Origin of the sequence: Chryseobacterium sediminis (assembly GCF_008386505.1) — a bacterium.
Taxonomy (GTDB): Bacteria; Bacteroidota; Bacteroidia; order Flavobacteriales; family Weeksellaceae; genus Chryseobacterium; species Chryseobacterium sediminis.
Genome location: NZ_VUNZ01000001.1, coordinates 1,673,394 through 1,688,637, shown reverse-complemented (window position 1 = coordinate 1,688,637; position 15,244 = coordinate 1,673,394). Strand labels below are relative to the sequence as shown.

Genomic DNA, 15,244 nt, shown 5'->3' with positions numbered 1-15,244 from the left:
ATTCACTTGCAATGCAAAATTCACCATTGATTTCTCTCAGGTTTCTACACTCTAACTTCCAACATCATAAATACATATTAAATCAAAAACAATTAAATCAAAAAATGAAAATAACAAAAATAGCAGCCGTATTTCTGGTCATGGCATTCAATGGAAAAATGATGGCGCAGGAAACAGAAAAACAGTTGCTGATAAAAGATGCAGATGACAAATTTCCCATTGCAGACGCTTTGGTAAAATATGACCACGGAAACAGCCATACCCATACAGGAACAGATGGTACATTTGCCATTCCTGTAAAATCCCTTCCTGATACACTTGTAATCAGCCGTCAGGGATATGATGAGGTAAAATGGGTGGTAGCCAGTGATGAAGATAAAAATAAAGTTATTTTTTTACAGCACAAGCCTTTTCAGATTTCTGAAGTTGCCATCAATCACAGTTCATTTTTATCAGCCATTACCAAAGTGGATCTGAATAAATTTCCGGTAAATTCAGCACAGGATTTATTGAGAAAAGTTCCGGGATTGTTTATTGCACAGCATGCCGGAGGAGGAAAGGCCGAACAGCTTTTTTTAAGAGGGTTTGATGCAGATCATGGTACTGATGTCAGCGTTAATGTAGACGGAATGCCGGTGAACATTGTTTCTCATGCCCACGGTCAGGGATATTCTGATTTACACTTTGTAATTCCTGAAACCGTAAATAATATTGACTTCGGAAAAGGAGCGTATTATATGGATCGTGGAGATTTTAATACGGCAGGATATGTTGATTTTCAGACGTACAATGGGTTGAAAAACAGTATGATTAAACTGGAAGGAGGCTCGTTTAATTCAAAAAGAGTGTTGGGAATGTTCAATATTCTGCATGATGATCTGGGGAGAAAAAATGCTTATATCGCAGCAGAATACAACTATACTGACGGGCCTTTTGATGTAAAACAGAACTTTAACAGGGTTAATATTTTCGGGAAATATAATCAATGGTTAACTGATAAAGACTATTTCAATATACAGTTCTCTACATTCAATTCTTCATGGAATGCTTCGGGACAGATCCCGGAACGTGCTGTAGATGAAGGGATCATTGGAAGATGGGGAAGTATAGATCCTACAGAAGGCGGAAAGACTTCCAGAACAAATCTTCAGATGAATTTCAAGCACATCATTTCTCCTTCTGAGCAGATTGATGCTATGGCTTTCTATTCAAAGTACAATTTTAATCTATATTCCGATTTTACCTTTAATTTAAAAGATAAAGATCATGGAGATGAAATTCAGCAGACCGACGGAAGAAATATTTACGGAGCTGAAGTGAAATATACAAAGACGTTTTCCCTTGCAAACAGCTCTTTAAACTGGACTTCAGGAATAGGGCTAAGAAATGATGATATCAATACTTTACAGCTTAACCATGTTTATCACAGAGATATGCTGCTAGACAGATTATCAGATGTGACGGGAACAGAAACTAATCTTCATGCCTACTCAGGTTTGATTTGGAAAACAGGAAAATGGACTATCAACCCTGCCTTGAGAGTAGATCATTTTATTTTTAATATGCATAATCTGCTGGATGTGGAACAACTGCCGTCCGGACAGTCAAAAGAAGCAACAAGACTAAGCCCGAAATTGAACTTCTCCTACGCTCAGAACGATAATGTAATGTGGTTCCTGAAAACAGGAATGGGCTTCCACTCCAATGACCTGAGAGTAGTCGTTCCCAATAAAAACGAAAACACCCTTCCATATTCTATTGGAGCAGATTTCGGGGTGAGGTTACACCCGTTAAAATCATTGATTATTACTCCGGCATTATGGTATATGGACCTTCAACAGGAATTTGTCTATGTAGGAGACGATGCAGTAGTGGAACCTTCCGGAAAATCAAGACGTTTCGGGGCTGATCTTGGAGTTCGTTTTCAGCCATTGGAAAACTTTTATCTGAATGCTGATATCAACTATTCCCATGCAAGATTTACCGAAGAAGAAAAAGGACAGGATTACGTTCCGTTGGCTCCGGTAGTTACCAGTACAGGATCTGTAAACTGGGATTTTCTGGATGGCTTTTCTTTAGGACTTCAATACCGATATCTGGGAGCAAGACCAGCAGTAGAGGATAACAGCATCAGAACCAAAGCTTACTTTGTAAACGATCTAATGCTTTCTTATAACCGCCAGAAATGGGGCGCAAATGTTCAGCTTAACAATCTTTTCAATGTAAAATGGAATGAAGCTCAGTTTGCAACAGAAACTCAGTTGAAGGGAGAAGCTGAACCTGTTACAGATCTTACCTATACACCGGGAAGTCCTTTTGGAGTGAGAGTAGGAGTGTATTATAAATTCTAAATGAATGAGTGGGAGAGTAGAAGGGTTTGAGAGATGAAGTTGGGATATGCAGGAGTTGTTTTTACCCTTTTACCTTCCATTGATTCAATATTGAGTCTTAAAAATATTTTGTATAACTTTAATTAATCATAACAAGGATATGGAAGTACTATCCAATTTTCAATATAAAAAGCTTTTTCTTCCGAATATTACGGACAAAATATTAGCTAATAATGCTGATATACAGCTCTATCGGATAGAGAATTATCTTAAAGGTATTCTGATGCCGGTGATTCCGTACCGTACAACGTTTAATTTTATTATTTTCGTTACCAATGGTCATATCAGACAATATCTTGAAAATAAAGAATACCATGCCGAGAAAGGAGGAGTGATTTTTATCAAACAGGGAACCATTACGGCAACCGTAGAATTATCTGACGATATTGAAGGTTTCTTCCTTGCTTATGAAAATAATATTTTGTCCGAACAAGAACTGCCCAAACACAAAAGCAGTATTTTTTTCATGACTCCCTTTCTGAATCTGGACAGCCTGACTTATGGAACCATTACCCAGCTTCTTCCTATAATGGAACAGGAATTATGGCTAAATAATCTCAATATCAATGATGTAGTCGTTACGATGCTCCATCTTATCTTAATCAAAATGCTGAGTACAGATTCTGATACCCATCACAAATCTGCAACACGTCCTATGGAACTGTCTCTTCAGTTTCGGGATCTTTTATTTAAATATCATGTAGGAGAAAAAAGAGTGGCGTTCTATGCCGATAAACTGTCTGTAACGGAAAGTTATCTGAATAAATGCGTAAAAAGCGTTACCCAGAAATCCCCAAAACAGTGGATTAATGAGATTGATATCAATTACAGCAAGGCATTACTCCATTCCAGCAAAGATATTGCTGAAATAGCCTACGAACTGAACTTTCATACTGCTTCCCATTTTACACAGCTTTTTAAAAAGATTGCAGGCATTACCCCGAAGGAATATAGAATTCAGTTTTTGAATAACAATAGGATTTCGGTCTGATATAAAGAATATAATTGAATGTCAATGGTCAATTTTTGCTGCGCAAGTGAATAGTCAATTGGTTGATGAAGTACAGAATAAAAATTCACTGCAAAGCAAATTCACCATTCACTATTGATTGGCAAATCTTCTCACATCCTCTCATTTTCCAGAATTTTCAGAACCAGCCTTTCTTCTTGTGTCAGATCGGCTTTCCCGTCATTTTCTTCTATAACTTCCAGTTCGTCAAGGTATTTTTTGATGGTATTATTTTCGTAAAGGTTAATGACTAAAGGATGAACATAATACTTTCTGCAGACAGCCGAGGTATTTCCTAGATTTTCTGCAACCATGTCCAGAGCTTCTTTTACTTTCTTTTTATATTGAGTATCGTTTTCAGCATACCCAATTTCCTTAAATGCAATTAAAGCACTTACCGTTCCGGACCATGTCCTGAAATCTTTAGCCGTAAAATCTTCGCCGCTGATCTCTTTTATATAGTCATTCACCATCCCTGAATCTACAGAATGGCGGTTCCTTTCATCGTCAAAATACTGGAAAAGTTCTTTACCGGGAATATCCTTACATTTCTGAACGAGTCTTGCCAGCCTTTTACTTCTAAGATCAACATTGTGCATAATGCCTTTTTTACCTTTGAAAGAAAAAGTGATTTTCTGCCCTTTTACCTTTACATGCTTATCCTTTAAAGTAGTCAGTCCAAAAGAACCGTACAGTTTTTCATAAATCGTATTACCAATACGGATATTGGTTCTTTGCATAAGGCTTACAATTAAAGCCAGAATTTTCCGTTTCTCAAAATTTCTCAGCGCAAGATCCTGTTCTATATGCAGTCGTATATCAGGTAATGCATATCCGAACTGAAGCATCCTGTAAAATTTTGTATGATTTCTTAAAGCGCTCCAAAGAGGATGGTAGCGGTATTGTTTTCTTTTTTTAACGTCAAAGCCGGTGGCCTGAAGATGCCCGTTGTCAAGGGCACAGATCCATACATTTTCCCAGGCGGGAGGAAGTACCAGGCTGTTGATTCTTGTAATCTCTTCCTTATCCTTTATTTTTTCACCGTCTTTATAATAGGAATATTTCTTTCCTGTTTTCTTACGGGTAATTCCGGCTGTCTCTGCATCGGAGGTATATACAAGATGTACCGCCTTTGCAGAAGCTTCCGGATCCTTCATTATTTTAACAATTTTTGAAGGCTTAAGGTGAGAAATCATCTCCAAATCTGCATTCTTCTCCATAAAACATGGTTAAGAGTTTTTACCCTTCGAAAAAATCAGTAAAAGAATCCCTACTATTACACAGACTAAGAGAATTCCCCACCACATTCCTGCCTTAAAAATTGTTTCTACTGCTTCACAACTTGTTAGTGTCAACAAACTTAATATCGTAATACTGTAAAAGCTCCACTTTTTCATAAGTTTATATTTTGTTGAGGTGTTAGATTCTGAGTCGGTCAGCTCTCCATTTTTTGATAGACCTTTTAATTTCATCTTCTGAGATGTTTTCATGAAGAGCCCTGTATAAAAGCTCCTTGAACTCATCGTCATAGGTAAATCTCAATGCAGCAATCTGATCAAATCTTAGTTTTTCAACAGTTTCATCCGATCTTTTATTGAAGATTTCAAAATACCGCTGCTGAAATTCCAGAATCACCATTCGGTTTTGAAGTCCCAATGCATAATGCTGCCGTGTCATAAATGCCAGATAAAAAAGCAGAAAAATCACGATAGAAAATAGAATCCAGATCAGCTGATTTCCAGGGTCATCCCAGATTTTATAAATTCCGAAAATCTCTAATAGAATGAGTAAAGGAAGATAAATAAAATGATGAGGTGGATAAAACTTCCTGTGGTTATTGTAGTTCTGCTGTTTCATGGAGTTGAATACAGCAATAATCCTTCCAAAAATTGATTATTTTGATAATGTGGTAGTTTTTTTAGATAAAAATGATTTATTTTATTAAATATGATTAATATTTTTAATGTTTTTGAAATAATAAATGTGTTGTTAAGTCGAACCAATTCCTGTACACTTATTCAAGAGAAAAAAATTTCTGAAAAACTGGAATATTAAAAAGATTTTGTGATTTTAAAGGCTAAATAATTAACATCATCCCATCTAAAAACATAAAAAAATCTCTTCAAAAAGAATTCCTGCTAAAATAACAGATTATTAAGCAAAATAGCCGGTAGATTTCCGCTCCAGGCTTCAAATTTTTTGTAACTTTCGGTGTTTAAAAAAGAAAAGAATGACTTCAAAGGAAAAAGTTGCTGCGCTTCGTGAAGAAATGCAGAGAAATAATGTTGATGCATTTATAGTATATTCTGCAGATCCGCATATGAGCGAATATCTTCCCGAAGAATGGCAGGAGAGAGCTTGGCTGTCAGGTTTCTTAGGTTCTGCTGGTTTTGTGGTAGTTACCAAAGACAAAGCCGGACTTTGGACAGACGGAAGATACTTTACACAAGCTGCCATCGAACTGGATGGTTCAGGAATCGATCTTTTCAAAGATGGTATGGAAGGAACTCCTAATTATATCGACTGGATCATTTCAGAAATCCCTTCAGGCGGTACTGTGGCTGTAAATGCTTTAGCAGCTTCTAATGCCAACTGGGAACTGCTTTCTCAGAAATTTAATTCAAAAAATATTACGCTGGTAGATTTTCCGCTTTTAAAAGAAGTATGGAAAGAAAGAGGAACGCCGTCTGCCAATCCTATTTTTGTACATCCGGTAGAAAGGGCAGGTAAATCTGTTTCCGATAAAATTGCTGCTATCCGCCAGAAAATGGAAGATCAGGAAGCTACCGTACATATCATATCAAGTCTGGATGATGTAGCATGGACTGCCAATCTGAGAGGAAGTGATGTAGAAAGCAATCCTGTATTTCTAGGGTATATTGTAATCACTAAAAACGATGCTGTACTTTTCACAGGATTAGAAAAAATGGAAGTAGCGGCAAGAAAGCAAATGGATGACTCCTTTGTGAAAATGATGCCTTACGAAGAATTCTATAATTACCTGAAGACCTTCAAAAATGAAAAAGTACTGGTTTCTCCAAACAGCAACCAGCAGATTTTTGAAACATTAAAAACAGACAACCAGTTTATCAAAGCTCCGGTTCCCGGTAACCTGATGAAAGCCCAGAAAAACGAGGCAGAGCTGGAAGGTTTCAGAAAAGTAATGGTAAGAGACGGGGTGGCTATGGTGAAATTCCTTTATTGGTTAACTCACAATGCAGGAAAAGAAGCCATGAATGAATATTCTATCGGGCAGAAACTAAGAGGATTCCGTGCAGAAGGTGAAAACTTTGTCGGAGAAAGCTTTGGTTCTATTGTAGGATATAAAGATAACGGTGCCATCATGCACTATTCTGCCAAAAAAGAAGGAAGCAAAGAAGTAACCAACGAGGAAACGATCCTGGTAGATTCAGGAGGTCAGTACCTTGAAGGAACTACAGATATTACAAGAACTTTCGCCCTGGGAACACCTTCGGAGGAGTTTAAAAGAAATTCAACATTGGTATTACAAGGATTGATCCGTTTATCAATGGTAAAATTCCCGAAAGGAACAAAAGGAGTACACCTTGACGCTATTGCAAGACTTCCTTTGTGGATGGAAGGTAAAGATTTCAACCACGGAACAGGACATGGAGTTGGAAGCTTCATGAATGTACACGAAGGACCGCAAAACATCAGAAAAGATCTGAATCCTCAGGAACTTCTTCCGGGAATGGTATGTTCAAACGAACCCGGATATTACCTTGAAGGACATTATGGAATCCGTCACGAAAACCTGATCGCCGTAAAAGAAGCAGAAAAAACAATTCACGGAACGTTCTATGAATTTGAGACATTAACATTCTGCCCGTTCTTCAAAGATACGGTAGTGAAAGAAATCCTTTCAGAAAATGAAATCGCGTGGTTAAATGGTTACCATAAAACCTGTGAAGAAAAGCTGGCTCCTTATTTAGAAGGAGAAGTTAAAGAATGGTTCATGCAATTGGTAAGCCCTCTTTAATAGCGATGTGTCAGGGTTTAAGTAAAATCATTACTGTATATCTTGATTTTTAAATAATAAACAAAAGAATTGTTAGATAAACCAAAGTCCTGTAAGGTATTTCCTGCAGGGCTTTTCTTTTTGTACAACCGTATTTTTACGGATATAATTCTAGGGATTCTACTGATGGATAAAAAACAGTGTTGCTCTATCTTTGTTACACCAAAACATCATTCATATCTTCATAAATAACTCAAGTAAATTCAAAACGGTGATCATCTCGTCCTGAGATGATTTTTTTTGCTGTTAATTGAAATTATATCAAAAATTATGTTGCTACTTTGAAATTATATAAAAGTGCAAAGTTCATATTAGATCATCCTATTCTTAAGTAGGCCAAGAAATTAACAAAGTCGCTGATAAACTAACTATATAGTTATGTATTTGCTTAAAAAGATCAATGAAATTGATCCTATCTTTGCTTTCTTAAAATAAATTTCTATAAAAATAAAAACTTTGCGTTTATAAAAAAATTACATTCATTTTTTATCCTGATTTTATCTATTTTCGTGTTTCATTAGAATTTCCCAAATTGAAGAATGATGGAACGTAATTATTTTCGCAGCTTTAATCTGTTTTCAGAAGATGAAATTGAAGCATTTCTGAAACTTTCCGAGTTCAGGAATATCAATAAAAATGATTATTTCATACGGGAAGGAGGACAATGTAAAGAAGTTGCACTGGTGAAGTCTGGTATTTTCCGGTCTTTTTATACCTCTGATGACGGAAAGGATATGACGTATTGTTTCCGGTTTCCCAATCATATGATCGCCGCTTATTCATCATTTGTTTCAGGATGTCCAAGCAAAGAAAGTATGCAGGCTATTACCAATGCAGAACTGATTATTCTTAAAAAAGAAGCGGTAGATGAACTTGTGAAAGATAGTATTAACTGGACAAAGTTTTTAAAGATCATTGCAGAACAGGAATATCTAGAACTGGAAACACGGTTTTTTCAGCTTCAAAGAGATAGTGCAGCACAGCGGTATGAAACATTATTAAAGAATCACCCTGATTATATTCAGAATATTCCATTGCAGTATCTGGCTTCCTACCTTGGGATTACGCAACGTCATCTGAGCCGTATCAGAAAGGAAGTTTCTTTTTAGACATTTGTCCTGCTTATTGAAACAGGAGCGCTATACTTTTGTCAAAAAAAGTTATGGAGCAAAATATTTTAATCATTGGAGGAAATGGATTGGTTGGAAAAACTATTTCCCGCATTCTGAAATCAAGAAACCCTCATCTTACTGTTTTTATTGGAGGACGAAAAGGCGGGCAAACAGATAAAGACCTGAGGATTGATGTTACAGATCCTTCTTCTTTTAAAATTATTTTAGAAAAAAAAATAAACCTCATCATCCTTTCTGTGAATGATAGAGAAGATAATGTTCTTCGTTTTGCGATTGCTCATCATATAGATTATCTGGATATTACCAAACCTACTCCCGCTTTGGTGAAAGCTTATGCTATTGCCGGAAAAGCAGACGTGAACAGCAGAGTAGTCTTCAGTTCAGGATGGATGGGTGGAATTGTACCGGGGTTGGTGAATACCCTTTCCAATCCGGATGATATTAAAGAAGTAAAGGTTTTTGTATATTACTCGGTAAAAGATCTGGCAGGGGAGAGTTCAGCTCATTTTATGGCAGAAAATGTAGCAGTTCCTTTTGTGCATTATAAAAATGACAAACCTGTTTCCATTAGACACTTTTTGGATACGGAATCTTTTAAATTCTCTTTTGGAATAGGAGAGAGAAAGGCTTATAATTTTGATGTGCCGGATCTCTATATTCTTAATAAAGTAGAACGAATTCCCGGAGTGAGTGTAAAAATGACTTATAACTCGAAATTCATTACCTGGCTGCTGGGCTCTTTTCAGTATCTGAGAATATTCAATATTTTATCATTAAAAGAAAGAAAAATGATTTTTGGATCCAGCGGAAACGGAGATCAGTCTGTCTTTGAAATTGTGGTAAAAGATAAAGAAGGTCAGAAGAAACTAAGTTTACGAAGTATGAAAGGACAGGCAGAGCTTACTGCTTTATCTGCTGTTCTGCATACCGAAGAACTACTGAGAAATCCCCATGAAAATAAGGTGTATTTCAGTCATCAGCTGCATGAGCCTTTATCATTAATGGCGCAGCTTCATAGCTATGAAACCATCAATATCAATGTCACACAATGAAAAAAATAGCAATTATCAACGGGCATCCCAATAAAGATTCTTTCAATTTTGGAGTGGCGGAAGCTTACAGGGCAGGAGCTGTAGAAACAGGTGCAGAAGTAAAGGAAATTGTTATAAGGGATTTAAATTTTAATCCTAATCTTCAGTTTGGATATCAGAAAAGAATGGAACTTGAACCGGATTTGATGAAAGCATGGGAAATTATTCAGTGGGCAGATCATTTGGTTTGGATTCATCCTGTGTGGTGGGGAGGATTTCCAGCCTTGATGAAAGGATTCATAGACCGCCTTTTCTTACCGGGAATGGCCTATAAATACCGGGAAAATTCTGTATGGTGGGATAAATTGTTAAAAGGAAAAACAGCACATATAATTACCACATTAGATCAGCCGGGCTGGTATTACCGCTTGTTTTTTGGAAGGCCAAGTGTGAATCAGCTTAAAAAATCCATATTGGAATATTGCGGTGTAAAACCTGTAAAACTGACTTATATCGGGATCATCCGGAATTCTAAAGATGAGCAGCGGTCTCAATGGCTTAGAAAAGTAAAGGAATTAGGGAAGAAACATAAATAATCTATACAAATTTTAGAATGCAGAGTAATGATAACTTTATCCGGTAATAATTGTTTTTATTATCAGATAAAGTTTCATTATTAAAATAAAAGGCGAATACATGCAATTTTACACCATTGTCATTGACTACGTCGAATCTTTGATTTCTGACGAAGGATGAATCTCTTGTAAAGCCTGGATTCTTCATTTCACTGCGTTACATTCAGAATGACAGAGTCATAATAATAAGATAGTAGAATTAATGTAAACTGTATATAATTACCGAATAAAAATGCTGTTGTCCTGTCATTTTACAGTCCTTTCTTTCCCTCAATCCAATACGCCTGTGATTTTATACATTTGGGAGAAACACCTCTCGCCTTAAGGAATTTCCTGATCAGAGACATTCTTCCTCCGTTTCCGGTGAGGTAAAAAACAGCATCATCATTGTAGATAGCCTCTTTTTCTTCCCTCAGAAAGTCATTCAGTGCTTCAATCACTCTCATGGTATTGTTTTTAGGGCTGTGATAGCCATATAAATTCAGTTTTTCAAGAGCAGAATACTCTTCCAGCTCATGAAGACAGACAAATAAAGCCCCGTTTTCCTCCACGGCTTCTTTTATCGAAAGTGAGCTTCCCAGTGAAGTTTCATCCCCCACAGAAAAATGAATTTTTGCGTTGGGAGCAAAAAATTGTTTCCCTCTGGGCATTAAAAGTTTTATAGAATCTCCGGCAGAAAGTTGGGTAACAAAATGGCTTCCGGCAGCAGAAGAGTCATGCAGATGAAATAGAACGTCAAAAGTCCCTGCTTCCTGATTGAAGTTGAAGGGTGAATAATTTCTGAAATCACGGCCATTGATTCTTATCCCTATTGCATACGCAGGTTCGTAAGAAACATCCTGTAAATCTGTTTGAAAACGTATAAGACGAAGATCATTCGTAACTTTTTCTATATGGATAACCGTACAGTCTTTAAATTTTGAGGACCAGACATTTTCTACAGTGTCGTTGATCCATTTTGGTAAGCTCGGCATAAATCATTTTTATTGCAAAGGAAGTTGCAAAATCAGAAAATACCGATAGCTGTTTCGGGGGAATAATTGGACTATTCGTGGTTAGTGTTTGTTTTGATGAAGATTCCGAAATTCTGACGGTGACTGGTCTTCAAGTTTTGAAAATAAACGGCTGAAATAAGTGTGATCGCTATATCCCAATTCATAAGCAATCTCTTTTATACTTAGATTGGTAAAGACCAGTAATCTTTTAGCTTCAATTAAAATCTCCTGATGAATCCAGTGCTGTGCGGGTTTACCGGTTGCTTCCCGAACAGCCTCCGTTAAATATCCTCTTGTAATATTTAAAATTTCTGCATATTCAGATGGACTTTTCGAGGTTTTAAAATCCTTCCGAACCAAACTTCTGAATGTTCTTGACAGCTGTAAAGCCCTATTTTCGCTGGAAGAAGGAGATAGATTCTTCTGGGAATAGATCAAAGCAAACATTCCTAAGAATGCATTAAGCAGTGACTGTACAACCAAAAAACCTTCTTTGGAGGAAAGCATCTCATTTGTATACGAGGCATGAAGTATACTGGCTGTCGTATTTATTTTTTTGATGAGGCTTTTATCTATAGGCATTGGCTGTATTTCACCTAGAGATTCATCAAAAAAAGAACGTACCATATCTGGAACAAGTTCAGCTTTTACAGCGACAAACCATCCGCAAACGTCTTTCATCAAAAGTCCCTGATGTACCTGTCCCGGCAATACACAGAAAATACCGGCGTCTTTTGATTCAATCGTTTTAAAATCTACCATCATTTTTACATGACCGCTTTCCATACAGGTGAAAATGTAATGACTGTCCCTGTGTATCCCTTTGTCCAAAAGAATATCCTCAGCATCCTGAGTACGTTTGTCCATTCTTTTGACATGGAATCTGTGGTGGGAAATGCCGTTTAAATCATAAGTAGGAATTGTCTGCTTCATCTGTAAACCTGTTGTTATGAGGATAAATACGCAACCTTAAAATTAGGTATTTTCACGGTTTTACAATCGGAATATTAATCTCAAATTCGCGGTGCATCATGATCATGTTTTCTTTAGATTAGATTTTATATGAATATACACCGGAATTCGGAACAGAAAGAAACCTTGTTCCGGATTCTATTTTGCTTTTGAAAATGCCATTTTTATGGCTAAATAGGTTAGCACACTCGCCATAAACCATTTTTGAACCTTTATCCAGACCGGTTATGGGAAAAGAACAGAGCAACTCTTGCAGCAGTTAACACAATGATAAAATTAATGCTGAAGCTGATCAGAACCTGAATAACCCCAAGTTCAAGGCTTTGGGTGAATACGGAACCATACTCAGGTTTGATGAACTGAGGAAAGAAAGACAGATAAAAGACCGCTACTTTCGGATTTAATACATTTGTTAAAAAGCCGATAGTAAAAAGCTTTTTAGGACTATCATGCGCAGCATTCTTATCAACATCAAAAATATTCCTGCTCTTTGGTTTTACAGCCTGATAGGCCAGATATAAAAGATAAACAGTTCCCATGGCTTTAAGAACGGTGTAAGCCAGCGGAACGGCCAGTAAAACTGCTGTCAGACCAAAAGATACCATGATAATGTGGAATAAAAACCCACACACCACTCCGGCTAAGGAAATAAACCCGGACTTTTTTCCTTGCGTTATAGATTTTGAAATAAGATAAATCATATTAGGACCGGGACTGATCACTAAGATGAGTGCGGCCAGGATGAAAAATATAAGTTCGTGAAATGGGATCATTGGCAGTAGTTATTTAAATGAGAGTATTCCACGCACAAAGATACTGACTGTGTTTCATTCAATATTATAAAAAATTGAATAAATATTAATTTTCACTTAGTTAAATCTTATTTTCCACCTGAATGTGATTTAAAATAAATAGCAGTCTGTTTTTTTTGTAAATTTCAACACATAAAATAATTATCATTCACAAATAAATATTATCATGACTACTGAAAACATCTTTGAAGCCATCAGAAAATGGAAAAATCTTATTGATTCCTATAAAAACGGAATTGATACAAATGGGGTAGAAATTTTGAATTTTTTAAATCAGGGAACTCATTTCAGTGTTTCAGGTAAGGAAATTGAACAATGGAAACAGAATCTCGGAACATCAGAATTAAAGAAAATTCATGCGTATGTAGGTATTCATGAGGGACAGCTGAAATTTTTCCTGATTGATTCTAAATGTGATAAAGATGGTGATTTTAATAACATTTTTATTAAAGAATTTTCCCGAAATTTCACTGAAGAAAAGATGGAAAGTAATAATGATCTTGAGCTAGATTCTCCTCCAATTACTTCAGAGTCGGCCATTAACCGAAATTTCAGATGGAATATGTTTGGTACTGCGTGGCTGCAGGCTCAGAAAACAGAAGATATTTTTCAACTGATTTCCATTCCGTTTTCAGATTATGACAGAATGGGGATTACTGGGGAGCAAACCTGTACCAGCTTCTTTGGACTTACTGATGATCTGGAGAAAAAAGACCCGGATTTTCCTTATCATATAGAAATTATTACAGTGAAAAGCCTTGCAATTAATCATATGAGTGAGACGGCAGAAAATTATTCTACTCCAAGACCTCCTTTTACTGTTGATACTCTTAATGATTATCAACTTCTGAAGCAAAGCACCAGTGTTTTCGTATAACAGTTTATCCCTTTATTTACAGATTACTATTAACCTGGTCTTATGTACAGGACTGATTGTATTGGTAAGAGAAGGGATAAAAACAAAACTTCCTGTGATTATACTGCTCTCAGGAGAGTTCATGCTGGAGCTGACGGACTTAGCGGACCGGATGATGAAATTAAATACACTTAATATTTACAACTATACATTGAGCCAGTTTTTTGGCTTAATGATTCTTACTGTGATTTATAACATTTATTACATTCAGCTTTCCCGCGAGTTAAGATGGATGATCTATGGTTATGCAATTTTGGCGCTGATTATGAATGTGTTGTATGTGCAAGATGATACGCAGGTTACTTTTTATTCCAATATTATCACCAGTATTATTATTTGTAGTTATGCCGCCTCTTATTTTATGAAGATTATCAGGGAAGGTAGGGCAGACAGGGATATGTTTATCGTGAACATCATTGTTTTCCTGTTTTTTTCTATTGAATGCATCATATCCACTACCTTTAATTTTTTAATCAGCAACCATTTAAGTTGGGTAGCTCCTATCTGGCTTTTCAGAGGCATCTTGCTATTGTCTTTTTATATTGCTTTTATTAATCTGGGATGTGGCGTTGGGAAAATCAGGATCAGATAGTTCTATGGATATGGATCGGTATTGGACTATTTTTTTTAACAACGTTATTCATTACGTTATTGGTTATTAATTATTTGAGAAGTATAAAGAAAAATAAGCAGAAAGTTTCTCAGCTGGTCCGGAATACAAAAAAGGAATACTGGGAAAATACACTGCTTTTACAGGAACAGGACAGGGAACGTCTGGCAGAAGAACTTCATGATAATATTATCTCACAATTGAATCTCATCCGTTTAAATCTTACAGATAAAAACCAGGAAGAGCTTAATCGTGATTTAAAAAAATCTATGCAGCTGATAAGGGAACTGTCCCATAATCTTACACCGCCGGATCTTGATGAGGTTGAACTGGCAGATTTAATTGCAGATTATCTTGAACAGGTTAATAAAAATATAGAGGTCATTTTCCACCATATTACGATAAGAACTCCGATCAGCAGCCCTGTAAAACTAAATCTTTTCAGAATCGTTCAGGAATTGATCACCAATATTTTGAAACATGCTGAAGCCACCAGAGTAGATGTATCCCTAAGAATATCTCTAAACTATCTGATGCTTACCATAGAAGATAACGGGAGAGGTTTTATCATGCAAACCCACTCGGGAGGTATCGGATTGAGAAATATTCAGTCAAGGGCACAAAAAATAAAAGCCATTTATAAACTTAAAACACAGCCTGAAAAAGGCACAAAATTCATAGCCTGTATGGCTATACAATAAA

Annotated in this window: 13 protein-coding genes and 1 pseudogene; 9 read left to right on the top strand and 5 right to left on the bottom strand. The window is 36.4% G+C overall.

Features of this window, described 5'->3' with window-relative positions; translation table 11 throughout:
* The first annotated feature begins 104 nt into the window (after positions 1 to 104).
* Entirely contained in the window at positions 105 to 2,351 is a 2,247-nt protein-coding gene (locus FW780_RS07660) for a TonB-dependent receptor (protein WP_149833052.1), read from the top strand.
* Between the two features lie 139 nt (positions 2,352 to 2,490).
* On the top strand, positions 2,491 to 3,381 hold the full coding sequence (locus FW780_RS07655; protein ID WP_149833051.1) for a helix-turn-helix domain-containing protein: 891 nt from the start codon (positions 2,491 to 2,493) through the stop codon (positions 3,379 to 3,381).
* Positions 3,382 to 3,512: 131 nt separating this feature from the next.
* On the opposite strand, the gene FW780_RS07650 is transcribed toward FW780_RS07655, so the two are convergent.
* Complete coding sequence (locus FW780_RS07650; protein ID WP_149833050.1) at positions 3,513 to 4,619, bottom strand: DNA topoisomerase IB; 1,107 nt, start codon at positions 4,617 to 4,619, stop codon at positions 3,513 to 3,515.
* Positions 4,620 to 4,818: 199 nt separating this feature from the next.
* Positions 4,819 to 5,256, bottom strand: a complete 438-nt coding sequence (locus FW780_RS07640; protein ID WP_149833049.1) for a DUF6526 family protein — start codon at positions 5,254 to 5,256, stop codon at positions 4,819 to 4,821.
* Positions 5,257 to 5,629: 373 nt separating this feature from the next.
* On the opposite strand from FW780_RS07640, the gene FW780_RS07635 reads away from it, so the two are divergent.
* The 4 genes from FW780_RS07635 (at position 5,630) to FW780_RS07620 (ending at position 10,198) form a co-directional block, all read left to right on the top strand.
* On the top strand, positions 5,630 to 7,399 hold the full coding sequence (locus FW780_RS07635; protein WP_149833048.1) for an aminopeptidase P family protein: 1,770 nt from the start codon (positions 5,630 to 5,632) through the stop codon (positions 7,397 to 7,399).
* Positions 7,400 to 7,980: 581 nt separating this feature from the next.
* Positions 7,981 to 8,547, top strand: coding sequence for a Crp/Fnr family transcriptional regulator (locus FW780_RS07630; protein ID WP_149833832.1), 567 nt, complete (start codon positions 7,981 to 7,983; stop codon positions 8,545 to 8,547).
* Between the two features lie 53 nt (positions 8,548 to 8,600).
* Complete coding sequence (locus FW780_RS07625; RefSeq protein WP_149833047.1) at positions 8,601 to 9,623, top strand: saccharopine dehydrogenase family protein; 1,023 nt, start codon at positions 8,601 to 8,603, stop codon at positions 9,621 to 9,623.
* Complete coding sequence (locus tag FW780_RS07620) at positions 9,620 to 10,198, top strand: NAD(P)H-dependent oxidoreductase (protein ID WP_149833046.1); 579 nt, start codon at positions 9,620 to 9,622, stop codon at positions 10,196 to 10,198. The genes FW780_RS07625 and FW780_RS07620 overlap by 4 nt, the downstream gene beginning before the upstream one ends.
* A 290-nt stretch (positions 10,199 to 10,488) precedes the next feature.
* Here FW780_RS07620 and FW780_RS07615 read toward each other — a convergent pair whose 3' ends face one another.
* The 3 genes and pseudogenes from FW780_RS07615 to FW780_RS07605 all read right to left on the bottom strand — a co-directional run bounded on the left by FW780_RS07615 (position 10,489) and on the right by FW780_RS07605 (position 12,977).
* On the bottom strand, positions 10,489 to 11,211 hold the full coding sequence (locus FW780_RS07615) for a siderophore-interacting protein (protein WP_149833045.1): 723 nt from the start codon (positions 11,209 to 11,211) through the stop codon (positions 10,489 to 10,491).
* 81 nt (positions 11,212 to 11,292) lie between these two features.
* Positions 11,293 to 12,165 carry a helix-turn-helix domain-containing protein gene (locus FW780_RS07610; RefSeq protein ID WP_149833044.1) on the bottom strand — a complete coding sequence of 291 codons (873 nt, stop codon included), beginning with the start codon at positions 12,163 to 12,165 and terminating at the stop codon, positions 11,293 to 11,295.
* 177 nt (positions 12,166 to 12,342) lie between these two features.
* Positions 12,343 to 12,977 (bottom strand): annotated as a pseudogene (locus tag FW780_RS07605) (LysE family translocator).
* A gap of 205 nt (positions 12,978 to 13,182) precedes the next feature.
* On the opposite strand from FW780_RS07605, the gene FW780_RS07600 reads away from it, so the two are divergent.
* From FW780_RS07600 to FW780_RS07590, 3 genes are read left to right on the top strand one after another with little or no spacing between them, the layout of a single operon-like run.
* Complete coding sequence (locus tag FW780_RS07600) at positions 13,183 to 13,893, top strand: hypothetical protein (RefSeq protein ID WP_149833043.1); 711 nt, start codon at positions 13,183 to 13,185, stop codon at positions 13,891 to 13,893.
* The gene (locus tag FW780_RS07595; RefSeq protein WP_149833042.1) at positions 13,880 to 14,524 is read left to right on the top strand and encodes a hypothetical protein; all 645 of its coding nucleotides are present in this window, start codon (positions 13,880 to 13,882) and stop codon (positions 14,522 to 14,524) included. Before FW780_RS07600 ends, FW780_RS07595 begins: the two co-directional genes overlap by 14 nt.
* The gene (locus FW780_RS07590; RefSeq protein ID WP_149833041.1) at positions 14,494 to 15,243 is read left to right on the top strand and encodes a sensor histidine kinase; all 750 of its coding nucleotides are present in this window, start codon (positions 14,494 to 14,496) and stop codon (positions 15,241 to 15,243) included. The genes FW780_RS07595 and FW780_RS07590 overlap by 31 nt, the downstream gene beginning before the upstream one ends.
* Position 15,244 lies beyond the last annotated feature (1 nt).